The following is a 24,097-nucleotide window of genomic DNA, read 5'->3' on the forward strand; positions in this document are numbered from 1 at the left end:
CTTCATCACGACGTACGGCACCACGACTTGAGGAGTTCGAATGGCCGACGCGAACAGCCGGGCGTTACGGAACAAGGTGGCGATCATCGGGATGGGCTGCCGCCTGCCCGGTGGCGCCTCGGACCACCGCACGTTCTGGCGGAACCTGGTGGCGGGCAAGGACTGCATCACCCCCACCCCGCCCGACCGGTACGACGTCCGCACCCTCGGCAGCCGGTTCCGCGACAAACCCGGGCGCCTCGTCGGCGGCCGCGGCGGATACATCGACGGCTTCGACGAGTTCGACCCCGCGTTCTTCGGCATCAGCCCCCGCGAGGCCGACCACATGGACCCGCAGCAGCGCAAGCTGCTCGAAGTCGCCTGGGAGGCGCTGGAGGACGGCGGCCAGCGCCCCGCCGACCTCGCCGGAGGCAACGTCGCCGTCTACGTCGGCGCGTTCACCCTGGACTACAAGATCCTGCAGTTCGCCGACCTGGGCTTCACCTCGCTGGCCGCCCACACCGCGACCGGGACCATGATGACGATGGTCTCGAACCGCATCTCGTACTGCTTCGACTTCCGCGGCCCGAGCCTGTCCGTCGACACGGCGTGCAGCTCCTCCCTGGTCGCCGTCCACCTTGCGTGCCAGGCGCTGCACAACGGGGAGACCGACCTCGCGCTGGCCGGCGGCACCCTGCTGCACATGGCCCCGCAGTACACCGTCGCCGAGACGAAGGGCGGGTTCCTGTCGCCCGAGGGCCGCTCCCGTACGTTCGACGCCGCCGCCGACGGTTACGTACGGGCCGAAGGCGTCGGCCTGGTCGCGCTGAAGCGGCTGGAGGACGCCGTACGGGACGGGGACCGGATCCACGCGGTGATCCTGGCCAGCGGCGTCAACCAGGACGGCCACACCAACGGCATCACCGTGCCCAACCCCGACGCCCAGGTCGACCTCATCCGCCGGGTCTGCGCCGAGGCGGGCATCACCCCCGGCGACCTCCAGTACATGGAGGCGCACGGCACCTCGACCCCCGTCGGCGACCCGATCGAGGCGAACGCCCTGGCCCGCGCGCTCGCCGTCGGTCGGGCCCCGGGCGCCCGCGCCTACGTCGGCTCGGTCAAGACGAACATCGGCCACACCGAATCCGCCGCCGGGATCGCCGGGCTGATCAAGACCGTGTTGAGCATCGGGCACCGCACGATCCCGCCCCACATCAACCTGGAGAACCTCAACCCCGCCATCGACCCGGCGACCCTGCCGTACGAGATCCCCACCCGGCCCACCGCCTGGCCCGCCCACGAAGGGCCCGCCCGTGCCGGGGTGAACTCCTTCGGCTTCGGCGGCACCAACGCCCATGTCGTCCTGGAAGAGGCCCCGCCGCCGCTTCTGCCGGACCCCGGGAACGCCGCCGCCTCCTCCGGGCGTCGCTGGAGCATTCTGCCGCTCAGCGCCCGCCGCCCGGACGCCCTGGCGGCGATGGCGGCCGGGATCCGGACCGAGCTGGCGGGCGACGACGGCCCGGCCGTCGACCTCGACGACCTCGGCCACACCCTGGCCCACCGCCGCCAGCACCTGCCCGAACGGCTGGCCGTCGTCCACTCCTCCCGCGCCTCCCTCGACGAGGCCCTGGCCGCCCACGAGCGCGGCGAGCCCCACCCCCGGGTCGTCCACGGCCGGGCCCGCGACGCCGCCGACCGGGGGCTGGTCTGGGTCTTCACGGGCATGGGCCCCCAGTGGTGGGGCATGGGCCGTCAACTCCTGGAAGTGGAGCCGGTCTTCCGGGACGCCGTCACCGCGTGCGACCGCGCGCTGCAAGAGTTCGCCGACTGGTCCCTCGTCGAGGAGCTGACCGCCGACGCATCCGTCTCCCGGATGACCGAGACCTGGCTCGCCCAGCCCGCGAACTTCGCCGTACAGGTCGGCCTCGCCGCCCTGTGGCGGTCCCACGGGGTGCGCCCCGACGCGGTGGTCGGCCACAGCACCGGCGAGATCGCCGCCTTCCACGCGGCGGGTGTCTACTCCCTGCGGGACGCGGCCAGGATCGTCGTGCACCGCAGCCGCCTCCAGCAGACCCTGGCCGGCACGGGCACCATGCTCGCCGTCAGTCTGTCCGAGGACGAGGCGGAGCGCCGGGTGCGCCCCTACCGCGACCGGGTCTCCGTCGCCGCCGTCAACAGCCCTACCGCGATCACCCTGGCCGGGGACGAGGCGGCGCTGACGCTGCTGGCCGAAGAGCTGCGGGCCGAGCAGCAGTTCGCGAAGTTCCTCACCGTCGAAGTGCCGTACCACAGCGTCGGCATGGAACGCATCAAGGACGAACTGCTCGCAGAGCTGGCCCCGTTGGAGCCTCGACCGGCCGAAGTGCCGCTGTATCCGACGGGCGTCGAAGGGACCGCCCGGGGCGAGGAACTCGACGCCGCCTACTGGTGGAAGAACGTCCGCGACCGGGTCCGGTTCCGCTCGGCCATCGACCGTATCGCCGACGACGGCCACCGGGTCTTCCTGGAGATCGGCCCGCACCCGGTCCTCGGCCACGCGATCCGCGAATGCCTCGACGCGGGCGGCAGGTCCGCGCTCACCCTGCCCTCGATCCGCCGCCGGGAGGACGAGACCGAGCGCTTCGCCGCCTCCCTCGGTACGCTCCACACCCTCGGCGTCCCCATCGACTGGGGCCTGCTCCAGCCCACCGGCCGGCCCGTCACCCTGCCCCGTCACCCCTTCCGGCGCGACCGCCACTGGACCGAGCCCCGCCCGGTCGCCCAGGTCCGGCTCGGCCACCACGACCACCCGCTCCTCGGCCGCCGCACCGACGCCACCGAACCCACCTGGCAGTTACGCCTGGACACCGAGGCCCTGCCCTACCTCGCCGACCACCGCATCCAGGACACGGTGGTCCTCCCCGCCGCCGGCTACCTGGAGATGGCGGCCCAGGCCGTCCTGCGGCTCACCGGCTCCACCACCGCCGTCCTCGCCGACATCGACCTGCGCAAGGCGCTCTTCCTGCCCGACGGCGAGGACCGCACCGTGGAGGTGTCGCTCTCCCTGGAGAACGCCGCCTTCACCATCGCCTCCCCGACCGGGGATGACGGCGAACGGGCCGTCCACGCGAGCGGCATCGTCCGCACCGGCCAGCGCCGCCGCACCGCTCCGCCGCTCGACGCCCCGGCGATCCGGGCCAGATCCCGCCGCCACATCGAAGGGCCCGACTGCTACACCGCGCTGGCCGCCCTCGGCTACCACTACGGCCCCGCCTTCCAAGCCATGGAGGAGGTCTGGATCGGCGCCGACGAGGTCCTCGCCCGCATCCGCCCGCCCCGGGCGATCGGCGACGACGCCGCCGGCCACCACCTGCACCCCGCCCTGCTCGACGCCTGCTTCCAGACCCTCCTGACCCCGCTGATCCCGGAGACCCCCGAGGACTCCGCCCCGGCCACCGGGATCAGACTGCCCCTCTCCCTGGACGAGGTCGCCCTCGAACCCATCGGCGACCAGCCGTTCTGGGCCCACGCCACCCTGCTGCCCGCCGACGCGGACACCACCCTCGGCAACATCGCCCTGTACGCCGACGACGGCACGCCCCTCGGCCGCATCGAGGGCTTCCGCGCCGCGGACGTCGAGAAGGCCGCCACCGCCGTCGCCCGCACCACGATCGACTCCTGGCTCGCCGAACCCGTCTGGACCGACTGCCCGCCGCTGCCGGTCGAGGACGCCGGAGCCCCGCCGCAGCACGTGAGCTGGCTGCTCCTCGCCGACACCGGAGGCCTCGCGGACGCCTTTGCGGCTCTGGCCGACGCCCGGGGCGAACGCTGCCGCCTGGTGCGCCGGGGCGCGGCCTACACCGCCTCCGCCGACGGCCGCACCTACACCGTCGACCCCGCGTCCGACGCCGACCTGCGACGCCTCTTCGCCGACCTCGACCGCGACGGCGGGCCCTTCCGGGGAACCGTCCTGCACCTGTGGAACCTCGACGCCCCCGCCCTCGCCGCGTGCGACCGGACCGCCCTCCGTGACCACACCGGCGCGGGCGCCTACTCCCTGATCGCACTGGCCCGGCTGCTGTCCGCCCGGGGCGCAGGAGGCCGCCTGCACATCGTCACCCGGGGCGCCCAGCCCGCCCTGCCCGGCGAAGCACCCGAACCCCTCGGAGCACCCGCCTGGGGCATCGGCCGCGTCCTGCGCCACCAGGAACTGACCGAGCACCCCGGCAAACTCATCGACCTCGACCCCCGGCGGCAGCCCGGCCCCGACGGCGACCGGGCCGAAGCCGCCGCACTGCTGGCCGAAGCGCTGACCGACGACGAAGCGGAGATCGCTCTGCGCGACGGCGGCCGCCGCACCGGCCGCCTCCGCCTCGCCGGGAGCCTGACCCGGCCGCTGCCCCTGCGCCTGCGGGCCGACGGAAGCTACCTGGTCACCGGTGCGTTCGGCGCGCTCGGCCGACTGCTGTGCCGCACGCTCGTACGCCGGGGAGCCCGCCGGATCGTGCTGGTCGGGCGCACCCCCGTACCGCCCCGGGAGAAGTGGGCCGGAACCGACCCCGCCACCGCCGAGGGCCGGGCCGTGGCCCTGCTCCGCGAGCTGGAGGCGCTCGGCGCGCACCCGGTTCCGGCGACGTTCGACATCACCGACGAGGACGCCCTGACCGGCTGGCTCGACGCCCACCGGCGCAGCGGAGCGCCGTCCGTACGCGGAGTGTTCCACCTCGCCGGCCAGGTCCGCGACACGCTCGTCGCCGACCTCGACCGGGCCGCCTTCGACGCCGTCCACGACCCCAAGACCGTCGGCGCCCACCTCCTGCACCGGCACCTGCGGGACGAACCCCTCGACCACTTCGTGCTGTTCGCCTCGATCGCCTCCCTGCTCACCACGGCGGGCCAGACCAACTACGCCGCCGGGAACGCCTTCCTGGACGCCCTCGCCCATCACCGCCGCGCCCAGGGACTGCCCGCGCTCAGCCTGGACTGGGGCCCCTGGGCCACCGGCATGATCGAAGAACTCGGCCTGGTCGAGCATTACGTGCAGAGCCGGGGCATGAGCTCGCTCTCCCCGGACACGGGCATGGCCGTACTGGAACGCGTCATCGGCCAGGACCACGCCCAGCTCGTCGTCGCCACCGTCGTCGACTGGCAGGTCTTCCTCGCCTGGTACCCGTCCCCGCCGCCGCTCGTCGCCGACCTCGCGGCAGCCGCCGTCCCGCCCACGGACACCACCTCCGGCAACGGGTTCCTCGACACCTTCCGCACCACCGGGGAGGAAGCCCGGCGCGCCCTCGTCACCGAGCGGTTCGCCGCCCTGGCCGCCACCGTGCTGCGTACCGGCGCCGACCGCATCGACCCCGCCACCGGCCTCGGCGAACTCGGCCTCGACTCGCTCCTCGCCATGGAGCTACGGGCCCGCATCCACGCCGAACTCGGCGTCGCCCTGCCCGTGGTCGCCCTGCTCAGCGGCACCCCGGCCGGGGAACTCGCCGGGCGGCTCCACGACGGACTCACCGCCCTGGCCTCGGCGGAAGACCCCGCAGGGGCGACGCGGGCGGTCCAACTCCACAGCGACGAGCGGCAGTACCCCCTGACCCAGAACCAGAAGGCGCTCTGGTTCCTCAAGCACCTGAACCCCGACGGGTACGCGTACAACATCGGCGGAGCCGTCGAGGTGAACGTCGCCCTCGAACCGGACCTGATGTTCGACGCCGTCCGCCGGCTCATCGCCCGCCACCCCGCGCTGCGCACCAACTTCCTCCTGGAGGACGGGCAGGCCGTGCAGCGGGTCTCCGAGGACGCCAGGACCGACCTCGCCCTCTTCGACGTCCGGGGCGAGGACTGGGACACCATCCACGCCACCATCGTCGAGGAGTACCGCAAGCCCTATGACCTCGCCCACGACCCGCTGATCCGCTTCCGCCTCTTCCAACGTGGCCCGGACCGCTGGATCATCATGAAGGCCGTCCACCACATCGTCTCGGACGCCATCTCCACCTTCACCTTCATCGAGGAACTCCTCGCCATCTACGAGGCGTTGCGCCGCAACCAGGAGCCCCAGCTCCCGCCGGTCGAGGCCCGCTACCTCGACTTCCTCAACCAGCAGAACGCCTTCCTGGCCGGCCCCGAGGCCGCGGGCATGCTCGACTACTGGCGGTCCCATCTGCCGGCCGAGGTCCCGCTCCTGGACCTCCCCGTCGACAGACCGCGCCCGGCGGTCCAGACCCACAACGGCGCCTCGGAGTTCTTCGTCCTCGACGACGAGCTGAGCGCCCGCGTCCACGCCCTGGCCCGGACGCACGGCGTCACCCCGTTCATGGTGCTGCTCAGCGCCTACTACCTCCTGCTGCACCGCTACTCCGGGCAGGACCACATCGTCGTCGGCAGCCCGGTGACCGGCCGCACCCGGCAGGACTTCGCCTCCGTGTACGGCTACTTCGTCAACCCGCTTCCCCTGCACGCCGACCTGTCCGACGACCCGAGCGTCGCCGAACTGCTGCAACAGGTCCGCCGGACCGTGCTCGGCGGCCTGGACAACCAGGAGTACCCCTTCGTCCTCCTCGTCGAGGAACTGGGCCTCCAGCACGACCCCAGCCGCTCCGCCGTCTTCCAGGCGATGTTCATCCTCCTCACCCACAAGGTGGCCACCCAGCAGTACGGGTACCGCCTGGAATACATCGAACTACCTGAGGAGGAAGGCCAGTTCGACATAACCCTGTCGGCCTACGAGGACGAGGCGGAGGGCCGGTTCCACTGCGTGTTCAAGTACAACACCGACCTCTTCCTCCCCGAGACCATGCGTCGCATGGCCGCCCACTACACCCGCCTTCTCGACGGGATGACCCGCGCCCCGGGCGAACAGCCCGCCTCCCGGCTCGCGATGCTCGGCGACCGGGAGCGGGAGGGGCTCGTGGGGGAGTGGAGCCGCCCGGCCCTGCCGTCCACCGGCCACCGGGACGACGAGCCGTTCACCCCGGTCCACACGCTGATCGCCCGCGCCGCCGCCGAACACCCCACGGCCGTCGCCGTCACCACCCCTTCCCCGCACGGCGAGGCACACCGGCTGACCTACGCGGAACTGGAACGGCGTGCCGCCGATACCGCTGCCCGTCTGCGGACGCTCGGGATCGGCGAAGGGGCGGTGGTCGTGCTCCGCCTGGACAAGTCGCCCGAGCTGATCGTCGCCCTGCTCGCCGTGCTCAAGGCCGGCGCCGCCTACCTCCCGGTCCGGCCCGACCAGCCGGCCGACCGGCTCGCCCATCTCGTATCGGCCACCGGAGCGGAACTCGTCCTCGTCGCCGACGACGCCGGGCCCGGGGCGCAGGGGGCGACCGGCGCGCTGACCGTCCCCACGCTCACCCTCTCCGCCCTGGCCCGCACCGAGCCGCACCCGGAGGGACCGGCGGCCCAGGCCGCTCCGGACTCGCCCGCGTACGTCATCACCACCTCCGGCTCCACCGGCCGCCCCAAGGCCGTCCGCGTCAGCCACCGCAACCTCGCGTCCGCCCAGGCCGCATGGCGGCAGGCGTACCGGCTGGACACCGACGTGACGACCCACCTCCAGATGGCCGAACCCTCCTTCGACGTGTTCACCGGCGACCTGGTGCGCGCCCTGTGCTCGGGCGGCACGCTCGTCCTGGCCGACCGCGACCTCCTCTTCGACACCACCCGCCTCTACCGCACGATGCGTCAGGAGCGTGTGGACTGCGCGGAGTTCGTGCCCGCCGTCGTACGCGGACTGATGGACCACTGCGCGCGGCAGGGACTGCGGCTGGACTTCCTGCGGCTGCTGGTGGTCGGCTCGGACGCCTGGAGCGTGGGGGAGTACCGCAGGCTGTCCGAGCTGTGCGGACCCGGCACCCGCCTCGTCAACTCCTACGGCCTCACCGAAGCGACCATCGACAGCGCGTACTTCGAAGGCCCCGTCGACGCCCTGGAACCCGGCGCGATGGTCCCGATCGGCCGCCCCCTCCCCAACAGCACCCTCCACATCCTCGACGCCCACGGCGAACCCGTCCCGCCCGGCGTGCCCGGCGAACTCTGGATCGGCGGCGACGGCGTCGCCCTCGGCTACGCCGGAGACCCCGAGCAGACCGGCGAACGCTTCGTCACCCGTACGCTCTCCAGGGCCGCCGACGCCCGCGCCGAACGGCTCTACCGCACCGGCGACATCGCCCGCTGGGACGCGCACGGCCGGGTCCATCTGCTCGGCCGGACCGACGGACAGATCAAACTGCGCGGTCACCGCATCGAGATCGGCGAGATCGAGGCGCACCTGGCCCAGTGGCCCCCGATCGCCCGGGCCGTCGTCACCGTACGCACCGACACCGGGGGAGACGCGGCCCTCTGCGCCTACTGCGTACCGGAGGCCGGCGCGGCTCTGGACGTCCGGGCGCTGCGCCGCCATCTGGCCCGCTCGCTGCCCTCGTACATGATCCCGTCCCACTTCACCGAGCTGCCCGCCCTGCCGCTCACCGCCAACGGCAAGGTCGACACGGCCGCACTGCCCGCCCCGCGGGCCGAGGCGGGCGACCGGCCGTACGAGGAGCCCGTGACCCTGTACGAGGTGAGCGTCGCCCGGCACTGGAAGACGCTGCTGGGGTGCGAACGGGTCGGCCTGGAGGACGACTTCTTCGAACTCGGCGGCAGCTCGATCAAGCTCATCGAGCTCCTCCACCACCTGCGCACCGAGTTCGGCATCGGCGTTCCCGTCAGCAGGCTCTACCAGGTCACCACCCTGCACGGCATGGCCGCCACGGTGCAGGACGTCCTGCTCGGGGCGAGCGCCGAGGAGTTGCCCAGCCTGACCTTCAACGCCGGACAGCACCCCGTCCTCTTCTGCTTCCCGCCCGCCGGCGGCCACGGGCTCGTCTACCGGGGCCTGGCCGCCCGGCTCCCCGACCACCGCGTCATCGGCTTCAATTACCTCCCCGGCGACGACAAGATCGCCCGGTACGCCGACCTGATCGAGGCCGACCAGCCCGAAGGACCCTGCCTGCTCCTCGGCTACTCCCTCGGCGGCAACCTCGCCTTCGAGACGGCCAAGGAGCTGGAGCGGCGCGGCCGCCGCGTCGCCCATGTCGTCATCCTCGACTCCCGCCGCATCCTCACCGCCTACGAACCGGACGCCTCCGGCATCGCGGCCTTCGAGGCCGAACTCGGCGACCACGTACGCAAACACACCGGATCCGACGCCGTCACCCACGAGACCCTCGCCCACGCCGCCGAGTACCTCGCGTTCTGCGGGCGCACCCCCAACACCGGCACGGTCGCCGCGACGGTCACCGTCATCACCGACGAGGAGAAGGCCGCCCTCTACGCCGCCGGGGAGCACGGCACCTGGCACGGCAGCTCCACCGGCGCCACCGCCGTCCTGCGCGGCTCCGGGGTCCACGCCGACATGCTCGACGCCAAACACCTCCCCCGCAACGCCCAGTTGGTGCGGTCGGTCATCGCGGGGGAGGCGCCCCATGGCGGCTGACAACAGGGCCGCCCCCACGGAGTCCTCCGACTGGACGACCAGGGAGCGCACCCCCGGTACCCCACCCCGCGTCATCGTCGTCGGCGCGGGCGTGGCCGGCCTCTCCACCGGCTGCTACGCGCAGATGAGCGGCGCCAGGACCCGCGTCTTCGAGAAGCACGTACTGCCAGGCGGCTGCTGCACCGCCTGGTCGCGGGACGGCTACCTCTTCGACTACTGCATCGAATGGCTCATCGGTACCGCCCCGGGCAACGACGCCCACCAGGTGTGGGCCGAACTCGGGGCGCTGGACGGCAAGTCCGTCACCAACTTCGAGCTGTTCAACAAGGTCGAGGACGAACACGGCCGGTCGGTGACGTTCTACAACGACCCCGACCGCCTGGAGGCCCACCTCCTGGTTGTCTCGCCCGCCGACGCCCCGCTCATCCGGGCCTTCACCCGGGATCTGCGGCGGTTCATCGACATCGAGCTGTACCCGTTCCTGACCGCGCCCGCCCTGCGGACCGTACGGGAACGGGCCGAGACCCTGCGCACGGTACTCCCCGCCTTCCGGCTGTTCTGGCGGACCGCGGCGACGCCGATGCACGCATTCGCCGACCGGTTCCAGGACCCCTTGCTCCGCAAGGCGTTCCGCAACATCTTCTTCCAGGACCCGGGAGGCTTCCCGCTGCTGCCCTACCTCTTCAACATGGCCGCCGCCCACCACGGCAACGCGGGCTTCCCGCAAGGCGGTTCGCTCGGCCTCGCCCGGTCGATCGAGGAGCGCTACCGGAGCCTGGGCGGCACGATCACCTACCGGGCCCGCACCGAACGGATCCTGGTCGAGAACGACCGGGCGATCGGCATCGAACTGCGCGGCGGAAGGCGGTACTTCGCCGAACACGTGGTCTCCGCCTGCGACGGGCACACCACCGTCTACGGACTCCTGGGCGGCCGGTACACCGGCCCCCGCATCGACGAGCTCTACACCGACCTCCTCCACCGGCCCGGCACCCTCTTCCCCGCCGTCGTCTCCGCCTTCGTCGGCCTGCGCGGCGACCTCGACCCCGACGAGGCGCACAGCACCACCCACCTCCTCGGCCCGGACGACGCGGACCACCTCCCCGGCGCGCTGCAGGACAGCCTCGTCGTCCAGGCCCGCTCCCGCTACTCGGGAGGCTTCGCACCACCCGGCTGCTCCGTCCTGCACTGCACCTACTTCAGCGACTACGCCCACTGGAAGGACCTGCGCACCAGGAACCGCAAGGAATACCGCCGCCGCAAACGCGAAGTCGCCGACTTCGTCCGGGACTTCCTGGAGCGCCGCACCCCCGGTATCGCCGACCGCATCGAGATGGTCGAGGTCGCCACACCCGCCACGACCCACCGCTACACCGGCAACCTGGGCGGCTCCATCCTCGCCTGGAAGGCCTTCTCCGACGCCGACGACGTCGCCGCGCGCCTGGTCGGCAAGGACCGGATGCGGCTGCCCGGACTGAGCGGCTTCTCCATGGCCGGCCAGTGGGTCGGCATGGGCGGCCTGATCCGCGCCGCGTCCACCGGCCGCTTCGCCGTGCAGTACCTCTGCCGCGAACTGGGCCTGGAATTCCGGGCTTGGGAGAGCAAGGGCGACGAACCGTGGCACCCCGGGAAGCTGGGGCACCTGCCGCAGCTCGACCGGTGGTCGGCGCGGGAGAGCGAGGGATCATGAGCGGAGACAGGAACCGGTCCCGCCGTGACGGCGGCGAGCGCAGCCCCCGGGAGACGATGATCATCATCGGGGCCGGGCTCGGTGGCCTCTCCACCGGCTGCTACGCCCGGATGAACGGCTACCGCACCCGCATCCTGGAGATGCACGAGATCCCCGGCGGCTGCTGCACCGCCTGGGAGCGCGGCGGCTTCACCCTGGACGCCTGCGTCAGCTGGCTCCTCGGCAGCGGCCCCGGCAACGAGATGCACCGGATCTGGCTGGAGCTCGGCGCCCTCCAGGGCAAGGAGATCCGCCACTTCGACGTCTTCAACATCGTGCGCGGCACCGACGGCCGGGCCGTCCACTTCTACTCCGACCCGGACCGTCTCGAAGCCCACCTCATCGCCATCTCACCGGCCGACGCCCGCCTCGTACGGAAGTTCTGCGGGCAACTGCGCAGCTTCCGCGGGGCGTTGGCCGTCTATCCCTTCCTCAAGCCCGTCGGCCTGATGGGGCGCCGGGAGCGCTGGCGCATGCTCGCCTCGTTCCTCCCGTACTTCAACGCCGTACGGACCACGATCACCGTCCTGATGACCGACTTCTCCGCCCGCTTCAAGGACCCCCTCCTGCGGGAGGCCTTCAACTTCATCCTGTACGAGAAGCACCCGGCCTTCCCTGTCCTCCCGTTCCACTTCCAGCTCGCCTCGCACGCCAACCTCTCCGCCGGCGTCCCCGAGGGCGGCTCCCTCGGTCTCGCCGAGTCGATCGAGGCCCGCTACCGGCGGCTCGGCGGCGAGATCTCGTACAACACGAAGGTCGAGTCGGTGATCGTCGAGGACGACCGGGCGGTCGGCGTCCGCCTCAGTGACGGCGGCGAACTCCGCGCCGACATCGTCGTCTCGGCCTGCGACGGCCACACCACCACGATGAAGCTCCTGAAGGGCGCCTACCTGGGCGAGGACTACCGCAAGCTCTACACCGAGACCATCCACGAACCCGGCATGGTCTTCCCCGGCTACTTCACCCTCTTCCTCGGCCTCTCCCGGCCCTTCCCCGAGGGCGACCCCTGCACGACGCACCTCATCGACGAGGCCCTGGCGGCCGAGCTGACCGGGATCCGGCATCCCAGCATCAACGTTCAGTTCCGCAGCCGCCATTACCCCGAGCTGTCCCCGGACGGCACCACCGTCGTCTACGCCACCTACTTCTGCGACATCGCCCCCTGGCGCGCCCTGGACGAGGGGCCCGAACAGGTCACCCGCACCCGCGGCGGCCAGGAGCTTCACACGTTGCCCGTACGCCACGGGCGCGGCTACTACGCGGCGAAACGGCGGGCCCGCGAGGCGCTCGTCGGCTTCCTGGAACAGCGCCACCCCGGCCTGCGGGACGCGATCGTCGTCCGGGACGTCTCCAGCCCCCTCACCCAGGTCCGCTACACCGGCAACTACGACGGGACCGTGCTCGGCTGGCAGCCCTTCGTGGAGAGCGGCGAGAAACTCGAAGAGCTGATCAAGAAGCACGGCCCCGGCCTCCCCGGACTGCGCGACTTCTACCAGTCCGGCGTCTGGGCCACCACCGGCGGCCTCATCCGTGCTGCCGCCGCCGGACGCCACGTCATGCAGTTCGTCTGCCGCGACGACAACAAACCCTTCACCGCGTCGATCGACCGCACCGCACCCCCGCCGACCCACCGGGTGATCCCCGTGCCCGTCCGCCCCACCGCACCGACGGAGAGGAAACCATGAAGATCGCGAAATGGGTGGTCCGGGAGCACATGGAGGGCGTCCCCGACGTGGACCGCGTCTACGAGAAGGTCGTCGAGCACGTCGATGTCACGCTCGCCCCGGACGAGATGCTGCTGCGCACCCTGTACGTCTCCGTCGACCCCTACCTCCAGGGCATCGCCCTCGACACGCCCATCGGCCGGCACATGGGCGCCGACTCGATCATGGAGGTCGTGGAGGCCGGACCGCGCGCCGCCCACCGCGTCGGCGACCTCGTCCAGGGCTTCGGCGGCTGGCGTACGCATCTGATCTCGACCGGCGTCCCCGAACTCTGGCAGACCGGGACGTTCCCCATGGTCTTCCCGGCGTACCGCAGACTCGACCCCCGGTGGTACGACGACGCCCTGCCGCTGTCGACCGCCCTCAGCGTGATGGGCGGCCCGGGCATGACCGCATGGGGGACCCTCTCCAAGTACATGACGATCAGCCCCGGCGAGACGCTCGTGGTCAGCGGGGCCTCCGGTGCGGTGGGCGCCCTCGTCGGCCAGCTCGCGGCCCTCGCAGGAGCCCGGGTCATCGGCACCACCTCGTCCCCGGAGAAGGCGGACTACCTCACCGGGCTCGGCTTCGACGCGGTGATCGTCTACCGCCACGGGGACGGCGCGGACACCGTGCGCGAGGCACTGGCCCGGGCGGCACCCGACGGTATCGACCGGTACTTCGACAACCTCGGCGGCACGGTCACCGACGCGGTGTTCTCCCTGCTCAACATCGGCAGCCAGGTGGCGGTGTGCTGGCAGTGGGCGACCCAGGTCGGCAACGAGGACACCGGCCCCCGGCTCCTGCCCTACCTGATGTTCCCGCGCGCCACGGTCCGCGGCATCTTCTCCCTGGAATGGTTCACCGAACGCAACTGGCAGGACCTCCACACCGAGCTGGGCGGCCGGGTCCGGCGCGGCGAGGTCGTCTGCGACCACACCCTGCACCACGGCTTCGACTCCATCCCCGCCGCCTACGGCAGCCTCTACGGCGACCGGGCGGCCAACCGCGGCAAGGTACTCGTCGAACTCTGAGCCCGGCTCACTCTCTCCCCTCGCTGCAACGGGAGGCACGTTGAACCCCACCGACCCCACGGAACCGGCCCCGGAGCCGATGCACCGCCTGCGTTTCGAGGCGCCCGGGCCGCCCTGCCGCACCCAACTTCCCGGCGGCACGCCCGCCTGGCTGGTCAGCCGGTACGCCGACGTCCGCCAGGTGCTCTCCGACCCGCGCTTCGGCCGGGCCCGGCTGTACGCCCCCGACGCCCCGGCCCTCTCCGACGTACCGGACCTCGTGAACGACCCCGACCTCATGTTCAACCAGGACGGCCCCGACCATCTGCGGCTGCGCCGCACCCTGCGGCGTGCGTTCACCCCGAGGGCTGTCGCCCGTTGGCGCCCGTGGATCGCCGCGATCGTCGAGGAACTCCTCGACCGGCTGGAGGCACAACCGCAACCGGCGGACGCGGTAGCGAAGTTCGCCCTCCCCCTGCCGGTCGCGGTGATCAGCCGGCTGATGGGACTCGACGAGTCGGTGTGGGGCCGGCTGCGGACCTGGAGCGAACACGCCTTCTCCGACGGCACCCACGAGAGCGAACAAGTGGCGTCGGCACTGAAGGAGTTCAGCGCGTTCGGCGCCGATCTCCTCGCGCAGCGGCGCCGGGCTCCGGGCGATGATCTGGTCAGCGGGATCGTCGCGGCGGCCGACGAGGAAGGGGGCGTTCCCGAGGCGCAGTTGGTCAGCCTGGTGTGCGGTCTTGTCGTCGGCGGCCACGACAGCACGATGACCATGCTCGGCAACGCGCTGCTCTACCTCCTGGGCGAACGCCGCGAGACCTGGCCCCGTCTCGGGGCCGACGAGCAGGCCGCGGAACGCGTCGCGGACCGGCTCGTCCACCTCGTACCGCTGGGCGACGACCGGGGCAGTACCCGGCACGCCGCTGCGGACGTCGAGGTCGGCGGGGTGACGATCCCGGCGGGCGCGATCGTGCTCGCCGACTGCGGCATGGCCAACCGCGACCCGGAGGTCTTCCCGCCCGCCACACTCCACGACCTGCTCGCCCCGCTGGAGGCCCCCACGCTGTCCTTCGGCGCCGGGCCCCACTACTGCCTGGGCGCCTGGCTGGCCCGTACGGAACTCCAGCTCGCCCTGCACCGCCTGGCCGCCCGCTTCCCGGAGCTGTGCCTGGCCGACCCGACGGACACGGTCGTGTGGCGGACCGGGACGACCTCGCGCAGCCCCCGGTCCCTCCGCGTCAGGTGGTAGGTGCGCCCGTGGTGCCGGGAGCGTCGCCGGTACGCACCGCACCGGGCGTCACCAGTCGTGCACGGTCCCGTCGTGGAGCCGGTTGACCGGCAGATACGCGGCCGCGTACGGGTGGGCGGCGGCCAGCTCCTCGTCCAGTTCCACCCCGATGCCGGGCGCCTCGCCCGGATGCAGGTGGCCGTCGGAGAAGGTGTAGGCGTGCCGGAACACCTCGTCGGTGAGCGGGGTGTGGCCGGAGTACTCCTGGATGCCGAAGTTGTGCACGGCCAGGTCGAGATGGACCGCTGCGGCCATCCCGACCGGGGAGATGTCCTCGGGGCCGTGGATCGCGCTCTTGATCTGGTACTGCGCGGCGAAGTCGAAGAGCTTCCGCAGCGGGGTGACCCCGCCGAAGTGGGTCACCGCCGAGCGGACGTAGTCGATCAACTGCTCGGTGACCAGGGTCTGGTAGTCGTACACCGTGTTGAAGACCTCGCCCACGGCGAGCGGCGTCGTCGTGGACCGGCGGACCAGGCGCAGCGCCTCCTGGTTCTCGGCCGGGGTGCAGTCCTCCAGCCAGAACGGCCGGTAGGGCTCCAGGTCCTTGCCGAGCCGGGCGGCCTGGACCGGGGTGAGCCGGTGGTGGGAGTCGTGCAGCAGCGGCAGCTCGGCCCCGAACTCCGCGCGTACCGCCTCGAACACGGTCGGCACATGACGGAGGTACGCCGCCGTGTCCCAGTCCTCCACCAGGGGGCGGGCCTGCTGGTGGAGGACCGGCGCACCGGTTTCGTCGGTGTCGGATACCCCGTACACCGCCTTGAGCCCGGGGATGCCGGACTGGATGCGGACGGCCGGATAGCCCTCGGCGAGCCGGGCCCGTACGGAGTCGAGCAGCTCGGGTATGTCCCGCCCGTTGGCATGACCGTACGTCCCGACCCGCTCCCGGCTCGCGCCGCCCAGCAGTTGGTACAGCGGCAGCCCGGCGGCCTTCGCCTTGATGTCCCACAGCGCCACGTCGACGGCGGCGATGGCGGCCATGGTCACCGGGCCGCGCCGCCAGTACGCGCCCCGGTACAGCGACTGCCAGGTGTCCTCGATGCGATGCGGGTCGAGCCCGATGAGCAGCGGGGCGACATGGTCGGTGAGGTAGCTGACGACGGCCAGCTCCCGCCCGTTGAGGGTCGCGTCGCCGAGGCCGGTGAGCCCTTCGTCGGTCGTCAGCTTCAGGGTGACGAAGTTGCGGCCGGGGCTGGTGACGACGACCTTCGCGTCGACGATCTTCATGCGTGTGTGCTCTTTCCGCAGGTGGGGGAGTTGAAGGGGTCAGCCCTTGGAGGCGCCGGACGTCAGCCCGGCCACCAGGTACTTCTGGCCGAGGAGGGCGGCCAGGACCACGGGCACGGTGATGAGGGCCGCGGCGGCCATCAGACCGCCCCAGTCCGTGCTCGCGTAGGAGATGAAGTTGAACAGGGTGACCGGCACGGTCTGGGTCCGGTCGTCGGAGAAGACCAGCGCGAACATGAAGTTGTTCCAGCTGAAGACGAAGGCGAGCAGGGACGCGGTCGCGGTGCCGGGCGCGGCGAGCGGCAACGAGATCCGCCAGAACGCGCCGAAGGCGCTCAGCCCGTCGGTGCGGGCGGCCTCCTCCAGCTCGACCGGCAGCCCGGCGAAGAAGCTGATCATGATCCACATGATCAGCGGGACCGAGACGAACATATGGCTGAGAACGAGCACCGTGTAGGAGCCGACCAGGCCCATCCGCGCGAACAGGTAGTACCACGGCACCAGCAGCGAGATCGCCGGGACGATCCGCGCCACGAGGATCACCGAACCGGTGCGGTGCATGGAGAACCGGCCGACCGCCCAGGCGGCCGGCACCGCGATCACCGCGGAGAGCACCGTCGAAACCACCCCGACCAGCAGGGAGTTGCCCATCGAGCGCACGATCTGCCCGGCCTCGACGACGGCACGGAAGTTGTCCAGCGTGGGTGTGAACCACAACCCCACCGACGGATCGGTGACCTGCACGTTGGTCTTGAAGGCGGCGGCGAACATCCACACCAGCGGCAGCGCGAAGACGAGCGTCACGACGGTGATGGCGATGCCCCGCAGCCAGGAACCGAGACGCCGGCCGCGCCGGGCCCGCGCGGGGGAGAGGGTGGCACTCATGCGTTCTTCCTTCCGCCCCGGCGGCGCAGCAGCACCACGACACCGATGATGAACAGCGTGAACAGGACCAGGACGGCGGCGGCGAGACCGTACTCCTGGTAGTCGAAGGTGAGCCCGTAGGCGTAGACGTTGAGGGTCTCCACCTCGAAGTCCGAACCGCCGCCCGCGCCCTTCGTGGCGTACAGGAGGTCGAAGGTCTTCAGCGCGTCTACGGCGCGCAGCACCAGGGCGGTGGCGAGGGTCGGCCCGAGCATCGGCAGGATGACGTGACGGAAGCGCTGCCAGGCGTTCGCCCCGTCCATCAGGGCGGCCTCCTCCGGCTCCTCGGGGAGTGTGGTCAGGCCCGCGAGCAGCAGCAGCGTCATCATGGGGGTCCACTGCCACACGTCGATGAGCATCAGCGTCGGCAGCGACTGCCCGACCGAGCCGAGGAACTCCTGCCGGGGCAGACCGACCGCCTCCAGCAGGTGGTTGGCGATGCCGTTGGTGGGGTCCAGGATCAGCAGCCACAGGATGCCGATCGCGACCGGGGTGGCGAGCAGCGGGATGATGAGCACGGTCCGTACCCATCGCATCCCCTTGAACGGCTTGCGCATCAGCATCGCCAGGGCGAGCCCGAGCACCGTCTCCAGGGCCACCGCGCCGACCGTGAAGACCAGGGTGCGGCGGGCCGCGGGCCAGAACCGGCGGGTGTCGCCCAGGGCGTCACCGAAGTTGCGCAGCCCGATGTGGGCGCTGTCGGCGTTCACCGCCCCGAAGGCGTCGGTGAGGCTGAGGTTCAGCGTGAAGACCAGCGGAAAGACGATCATCAGGCCGACGAACAGCACGGCCGGGGCCAGCATCGCCCACTTGAGCCTCCGGTTGGCCTGTTCGAAGGTCCGCTGCCGCCGCCCGCCTCGGGAAGGCGCCGAGCGCCGGGTGCGTGCGGTGGCACTCCGGTCGTCCGCTGCCACTCCTCGGGTCTCCGTGGTCTCCGTGGCGGGCATCAGGACTCCTTGTGGCGGTTGTCGCGGACGAGGAAATCGGCGAACTCCGCGTCCGCGTCACGCACGACCGGCCGCACGGACTGGCCGAGGATGCCCGCGACCAGCGGACGGCCGACGATGTCCCGGGCCCGGCCGACCTGGAGGACGCGCGGCCGGTCGTGGCCGACGCCGCGCTCCGCGTTGATCCGCATGGCCTCGGCCAGCTGCGGCGGGAAGGCGGACAGCGTCTTCGGGTCCGACCACACGGAAGTGCGGGCGCCGGGTATGCCCTCCTTCTGCAGCGCGGCCGACATCTCGGGCCCGGCCGCCCACCGGATGAACTCCCAGGCTTCGTCGCGCAGTCGGGAGAAGGTGTTGATACCGAGGCTCCAGGACGGGATGTTGTGCGGCTTCGCCCCGGCCGGCCCGGCCGGGAAGGGCGCGAAGCCCACGGTCTCGCGCACCCGCGACACCTTCGGATCGAGGAAGCTGCTGTAGATCGCGTCGGCGTCGACGAAGAAGGCGGCCTTGCCCTGCGCGAAGACCGGCAGAGCCTGTTCGAGGCTCATGTTGGTGGCCCCGGGCGGTCCCGAGCCGGCCAGCAGGCGGCCGTAGTACTCGTACGCGGCGACGGCCTCGGCGCTGCCGATCCCGGACTTCCCGTCCACGACGAAGTCCCCGCCGTACGAGTAGAGGAAGCTCGACCACTGGGAGACCGCGCCACTGCGCTGGCCCCTGCCGACATACCCGTAGAAGCCGTCCTTCCGCCGGGTCAGCTCCCGCGCGCCCTCCATCAGCGCCTCCAGGGTGCGTGGCGGCCCGCCCAGATCCGCCACCAGGTCCTTGCGGTAGTAGAGGGCGGGGCGCTCGGTCACCACCGGGACGCTCAGCACCTTCCCGGCCGTGACCGACGCCTCGCGCGGTGCGTCCTGGAAGTCGTCCCAGGCGAACCGGTCGTCCGCGACCCGGTCGCTGAGATCCGCGAGCCAGCCGTTGTGGCCGAACAGCAACTGCTCCTGGAGCGCGCGGACCATCATCACGTCCACGTCCGTCCCCGACGCGTTGAGCTTGACGTTGTAGCTGCCGGCGAGCTGGTCGGCGGTGAGCAGCGTCATCGAGACCCGCCGCCCGACGCGCTCCTCGAACTCCGCGATACTGCGCTTCACGGCCTGGGACCAGACATGGTTGATCGCCATGATCCGCAACGGCGCGTCGGCCGAGGGCTTGCCGCCCCCGCCCGCACAGGCGCTCAGCGCGCCCGCCCCGGCGGTCGCCGCGACCCCCGCGGCGAGCTTGCCGAAGGCGCGCCGGCTCAGGAGCTGGCTGCTCGTGGACATCCTCGTCCTCGTTTCTCTGCGTACGTGTCGCGTGCCGGCCCCCTCGGGAAACCGGACTGGTCCGACCTGGTCCAACTGGTAGGACCAGTTGGTCTACGCGGGACCGTAACAGCAGGGAAACCTCCCCGACCAGACCCTGAAGCCAAGAATCCCACGGACCGGACGGACGAGTTCCGCCCCAGGCCGATGAGAAGGGGACTACCGCCCCGCGGAGGTCCGGCGGCCCTCGGTCTGCCCCAGCAGCGTCTCGATGTGATTGCGCGCCATGGTGTCGACCTGTACGTCGAGATCGGCCCCGTAGGTCCGCAGACCGAGCATCAGGTGCTCCCGCATCCGCGCGCACGCGAGGTCCACGTCCCGCGCCTCGATCGCCTCGAAGATCTCCGGGTGGTGCGGTACGCCGGGCTCCCCGATCGACGGGTCGGAGTTCGAGCGGAGCATCATCTCGAACATCATCCCGCCGATCGACGACAGCATGATCCTCAGCACCGGATTCTTGCTGGCCACCGCGATGGCGTCGTGGAACTCCATGTCCGCCTGGGCCTTCACCACGACGTCGGTCGCCGACTCCAGCCCGTCCCGGGCGGCCCGCATCGCCGCGATGTCCTCCTCGGTGGCCCGCTCGGTCGCCAGCCGGACCATCTCGACCTCCAGCGGGATCCGCGCCTCGATCAGCTGCCGGACGGTGGGCCGCCCCGCCCGGTACAGCGCGTCGTACCCCCGGGCCTGCCCCGAGGACTGCTCGCGGACGAAGGAGCCGCGGCCGGGAGCCACCTCGATCAGGTGCTGGGCCTCCAGCCGCCGCAGCACCTCGCGCACGACGTTCCTGCTGGCGCCGAACTGGGCGGCGAGCTCCCGCTCGGAGGGGAGCTTCGTCCCGACGGCGATCTCACCGGAACGGATGTCGTGCTCCAGCTCGCGGGCGATGCGCTCGGTCAGGAGCCCGCGCCGGGCGGACCCCGACGGGGAGGAGGAGGGGACGGACGGCTGCATGATCGCAGCGTACAGGCCGGGTCGGAGGCGGATGGAGGCTCCGGACCGGACCTGGCCGGGTGGAGCCCCGTCGCTGATCACGTCGGATCGGGCGAGCGGAAAGTGCGTTTCCTGCAGGAAACCGCTCGTCTGCGATCGACTTGCGGAACATTCATTTGGCTCTGTAAGTATTGCCGTGTGGAAACTATTGGAGACTTCCCTGCGGGCACGTCGATCACGGCGGAACTCCGCCGGACGCCGACTGTGTGGTTGGTGCGGATCGTCGGCGACGTCGACATCGACTGCATAGAGCCGCTCCGCATGGCGCTGTCCGAGGCCACCCGTACCCGCACGGCCGTCCTTCTCGACTGCTCGGGCATCACCTTCGCCGACTCGTCCTTCCTGAACGCGGCCCTTCAGGCGATCCGTTTCGTGCCCGTCCATCTCGCGGGCGTCTCCGGCATGCTGGCCTCGCTTTTGAAGGTCACGGGGACGGAGGAGGCGTTCCAGCTTCATCCCGACGTCGCGACGGGCCTGCGGGAGTGCGCCCGGCGGGAGGAGAACGGGCCGTGACCGGCGGGGGGCCCTGCCCGAGGAGGTCAGAGGGCGAAGGTGACCGTGATCCGCTTTCCCGCGCCCGGCAGCCGGGTCACGGAGCAGGTGTCGGCCAGCCGCCTCACCAGGGCCCACCCCCGCCCGCCCGGTTGGAAGCGGTCGGTCTCGGACGGGCTGCGGGGCAGACGTGAGTCGGCGTCCTCGACCGCGAGGCGCAGCCGGGAGGAGTCGGGGCTCAGATCGGCGGAGAACCCCGTGAGGCCGCCGCCGTGGCGGATCGCGTTGCTGATCAGCTCGGTGGCGGCCAGATGTGCGTCCCCTCTGGCCGCCGACGTGTCGGCCGCGCAGCGCTGGAGGAGCGAGGTGATCAGGTCCCGCGCCGCCGCGCACGTCGGCACTCGCCGGTCCGTGGCGGTGGGTCCGGCGGACTCGCTCCGCCCCTCCCCGTGTGCAGAGATGATGTCGGACATGGCGCTCCCCGGCCTTCGCGATGTATGAACGATCTCTGTCCCGCGGTCGGCACGCACGGGGGGACAACACGCCGCATACCCGTACTGCGGCCGAACAATCGTGGTGATCGCGTGGTGTGCGTGGTCACGGTGTCCGACGGGGCATCGGCGTGCATGATCTGCCGACGGGCGACAAGCGCCGATGCCCCTCTCGGCCGCGGGCTCGCCGTTCGCCCGGAAGGCAGGCCGTGGGCCGGGTCTCGGCGGCAGGCGGCGTCAGAACGCGTATCTGATGCGGAGCCAAGGAGCGTGGGACGCGATCAGCTCGCGGAGCCGACCGATGGCCCGCTGCTTGACCTGAAGTTCGTAGCGGACGTTGATCGCACCGTTCTGCGAGCGCTTGGTCTCCTGCGCGGCGGGCTGCCACAGGACGTCCTCGGCCCGGGGGTGCCAGCCCAGATTGACCTCGTGGAGTTGCTCGTTGTGGGTCAGCAGAATGACCTCGGCGGCCGCCTGCTCCTTCACCCGGTCCGGTACCACGTCGTCGAGATGGGTGAGCAGCTCCGCCCAGTCCCGCTGCCACCCGGGCCGCAGCACCACCGGGGAGAGGTTGAAGTGAACCTCGTAGCCCGCGTCCAGGAAGTCGGCGGCGGCCGCGATGCGCTGGGCCACGGGGCTGGTACGGATGTCCAGCAGGCGCGAGTCGTCCTGCGGCATCAGCGAGAACCGCACCCGGGTACGGCCCCCCGGGTCCAGATCGAGGAGGTCGGGATTGACGAACTTCGTCGCGAACGATGCCTTCGCGGTGGGCAGTGCGCGGAACGCGGCGATCAGGTCCGCGGTGTTGTCGCAGATCAAGGCGTCGACCGAGCAGTCGCCGTTCTCGCCGACGTCGTACACCCAGGCGTCCCGATCGCACTGGTTGGGCTCCGGTTTGGACCCCTGGGCCCGTACGTGCCGCTGGATGTGGGCGATGATCGCCTCGATGTTGGTGAACAGGGTGATGGGGTTGGCGTAACCCTTGCGGCGCGGCACGTAGCAGTACGCGCAGGCCATCGCGCAGCCGTTGGACGCGCCGGGGGCGATGAAGTCGGCGGACCGTCCGTTGGGGCGGGTGGTCAGGCTCTGCCGGACGCCGAGGACCAGCGTCTCGCGCTTGATCCGGGTCCAGCGGGCGACGCTGCCGGCGTTCCCGTGGAGGGAGGGAATGCGCCAGTGGCCCGCCACCTCGGTGATCGGCACTTCCGGCAGGCGGGCCAGGATCTGCTGCCCGCGGGGGGACGCGAGCGCGGCCGGCTCTCCGTACACCTCCCGGATGTCCAGCATGCGCCGGGCCGTCGCGCTGATCCGGAAGGACCCGTCGTGCTCCGGGGGTGCGGCGGGAGCCGTGTCGGCCCAGCCGAAGAGGGCCTGCTGTTCCGGTTCTCCGTCGAAGGGGTCTCCACCTGAGGTCGGCTGCACGGCGCTGCTCCTGATCCGGTGTTCCGGAGCTGCTGGGTCCGGGCCGCCCCCGACCGTACGCGGACACGCGCCCGCGAACACCGCGACGCGGCCGTACCGGGGGATCGCGGGCCGGAGGCGTCGGCCCCGGCCCGCGATCGCTGTGAAGCGCGTCAGCAGCTCAGGTTGGAACCGGGCGTGGTGCCCAGGATCTGGGTGAACTGCTGGAACTTGTTGATGCGGCTCTGCACCTGGGCGGGATTACCGCCGTTGCACTCGATGCTGCCGTTGATGGCACGGATCGTGTGACCGAAACCCTGGTTGTTGACGATCGCGTTGTGCGCGGTCATCCACCCCGGGCCGTTCTGGGTGTTCCAGTACCAGAGGGCGGTCTTCCAGGAGACGGAGGCGTTGTTCTGGACGAGCCAGGGGTTGTTCAGCAGGTCGATGCCGAGTGCGTCGCCCGCGGCCTTGTAGTTGAAGTTCCAGGAGAGCTGGATGGGTCCCTTGCCGTAGTACGCGGCCTGTCCGGCCGGGCAGCCGTAGGGCTGGCTCCAGTCGCAGTAGTGCGGGTAGTTGGCGGTGTTCTGCTCCACGATGTGGACGAGGCCGCCCGTCTCATGGCTGACGTTGGCCAGGAAGGCCGCCGCCTCGCGACGCTTGACCTCGGTGCTGCCCATGTTGGCGAACGCCGGGTACGCGCTCAGCGCGGAGACGAGCCCGCTGTAGGTGTAGAAGGAGTTCCTGTTCGGGAACATCTGGTCGAACTGCGCCTGGCTGACCGGGAAGCCGGTGGTGGGCGGGTTGCCGCCGCCACAGGTGTAGGGGTCCCAGTACCACGTGCTGATGGTCGGATCGTAGGCCGGGTTGTCGTGCTCGGCGATGTAGTAGGCCCCGTTGAAACGGACGACGGTCCCCGCCGTGTACCAGGAACCCGCCTGCCAGTTGGGTGCCGTGTCGCACAGACTGGCGGCGGCTTTGAGGGGGGCCGCCGAGGCGGCGGGGGCGAACGCCGCCGCGAGCCCGGTCACCAGCAGCAGGGTCATGAGCGTTCTCGCGATGCGATGTCTGAGCACTCGATCACTCCTTTACGCA

Annotated in this window: 14 protein-coding genes; 6 read left to right on the plus strand and 8 right to left on the minus strand. The window is 71.4% G+C overall.

What is annotated here, in order from left to right; genetic code table 11:
- Window positions 1-40: 40 nt before the first annotated feature.
- From IE134_RS26920 to IE134_RS26940, 5 genes are read left to right on the plus strand one after another with little or no spacing between them, the layout of a single operon-like run.
- On the plus strand, window positions 41-9,439 hold the full coding sequence (locus tag IE134_RS26920) for a non-ribosomal peptide synthetase/type I polyketide synthase (RefSeq protein WP_189431979.1): 9,399 nt from the start codon (window positions 41-43) through the stop codon (window positions 9,437-9,439).
- Window positions 9,429-11,129 carry a phytoene desaturase family protein gene (locus IE134_RS26925; protein WP_189431981.1) on the plus strand — a complete coding sequence of 567 codons (1,701 nt, stop codon included), beginning with the start codon at window positions 9,429-9,431 and terminating at the stop codon, window positions 11,127-11,129. The genes IE134_RS26920 and IE134_RS26925 overlap by 11 nt, the downstream gene beginning before the upstream one ends.
- Window positions 11,126-12,853 (plus strand): phytoene desaturase family protein, encoded by a 1,728-nt coding sequence (locus tag IE134_RS26930; protein ID WP_189431983.1) that lies wholly within the window; start codon window positions 11,126-11,128, stop codon window positions 12,851-12,853. The genes IE134_RS26925 and IE134_RS26930 overlap by 4 nt, the downstream gene beginning before the upstream one ends.
- On the plus strand, window positions 12,850-13,905 hold the full coding sequence (locus IE134_RS26935) for an MDR family NADP-dependent oxidoreductase (RefSeq protein ID WP_030719420.1): 1,056 nt from the start codon (window positions 12,850-12,852) through the stop codon (window positions 13,903-13,905). Before IE134_RS26930 ends, IE134_RS26935 begins: the two co-directional genes overlap by 4 nt.
- 40 nt (window positions 13,906-13,945) lie before the next feature.
- Complete coding sequence (locus IE134_RS26940; protein ID WP_189431985.1) at window positions 13,946-15,136, plus strand: cytochrome P450; 1,191 nt, start codon at window positions 13,946-13,948, stop codon at window positions 15,134-15,136.
- A 48-nt stretch (window positions 15,137-15,184) separates the two neighbouring features.
- On the opposite strand, the gene manD is transcribed toward IE134_RS26940, so the two are convergent.
- From manD to IE134_RS26965, 5 genes are all read right to left on the minus strand, one after another.
- The gene (gene manD / locus IE134_RS26945) at window positions 15,185-16,399 is read right to left on the minus strand and encodes a D-mannonate dehydratase ManD (RefSeq protein WP_030719415.1); all 1,215 of its coding nucleotides are present in this window, start codon (window positions 16,397-16,399) and stop codon (window positions 15,185-15,187) included.
- 39 nt (window positions 16,400-16,438) lie between these two features.
- A complete protein-coding gene (locus tag IE134_RS26950; RefSeq protein WP_030719412.1) occupies window positions 16,439-17,284 on the minus strand; it encodes a carbohydrate ABC transporter permease in 846 nt (281 codons plus the stop codon).
- Complete coding sequence (locus IE134_RS26955; protein WP_030719410.1) at window positions 17,281-18,270, minus strand: carbohydrate ABC transporter permease; 990 nt, start codon at window positions 18,268-18,270, stop codon at window positions 17,281-17,283. The genes IE134_RS26950 and IE134_RS26955 overlap by 4 nt, the downstream gene beginning before the upstream one ends.
- Window positions 18,270-19,586 carry an ABC transporter substrate-binding protein gene (locus IE134_RS26960; RefSeq protein ID WP_189431987.1) on the minus strand — a complete coding sequence of 439 codons (1,317 nt, stop codon included), beginning with the start codon at window positions 19,584-19,586 and terminating at the stop codon, window positions 18,270-18,272. Before IE134_RS26960 ends, IE134_RS26955 begins: the two co-directional genes overlap by 1 nt.
- Before the next feature lie 198 nt (window positions 19,587-19,784).
- Window positions 19,785-20,579 (minus strand): FadR/GntR family transcriptional regulator, encoded by a 795-nt coding sequence (locus IE134_RS26965; protein WP_030719404.1) that lies wholly within the window; start codon window positions 20,577-20,579, stop codon window positions 19,785-19,787.
- Window positions 20,580-20,756: 177 nt separating this feature from the next.
- On the opposite strand from IE134_RS26965, the gene IE134_RS26970 reads away from it, so the two are divergent.
- Entirely contained in the window at window positions 20,757-21,131 is a 375-nt protein-coding gene (locus tag IE134_RS26970; protein ID WP_189431989.1) for an STAS domain-containing protein, read from the plus strand.
- 26 nt (window positions 21,132-21,157) lie between these two features.
- Here the strand turns inward: IE134_RS26970 and IE134_RS26975 are convergent, their stop codons facing one another.
- The 3 genes from IE134_RS26975 to IE134_RS26985 all read right to left on the minus strand — a co-directional run bounded on the left by IE134_RS26975 (window position 21,158) and on the right by IE134_RS26985 (window position 24,048).
- Window positions 21,158-21,583, minus strand: a complete 426-nt coding sequence (locus IE134_RS26975; RefSeq protein WP_050513774.1) for an ATP-binding protein — start codon at window positions 21,581-21,583, stop codon at window positions 21,158-21,160.
- A 255-nt stretch (window positions 21,584-21,838) separates the two neighbouring features.
- Complete coding sequence (locus IE134_RS26980; protein ID WP_098018657.1) at window positions 21,839-23,023, minus strand: spore photoproduct lyase family protein; 1,185 nt, start codon at window positions 23,021-23,023, stop codon at window positions 21,839-21,841.
- Between the two features lie 152 nt (window positions 23,024-23,175).
- Window positions 23,176-24,048: a glycoside hydrolase family 19 protein gene (locus tag IE134_RS26985; protein WP_189432049.1), complete on the minus strand. Its 873-nt coding sequence runs from the start codon at window positions 24,046-24,048 to the stop codon at window positions 23,176-23,178.
- Between the last annotated feature and the right edge of the window lie 49 nt (window positions 24,049-24,097).

The sequence above is a fragment of the Streptomyces rubiginosohelvolus genome (genome assembly GCF_014649875.1).
Taxonomy (GTDB): Bacteria; Actinomycetota; Actinomycetes; order Streptomycetales; family Streptomycetaceae; genus Streptomyces; species Streptomyces rubiginosohelvolus.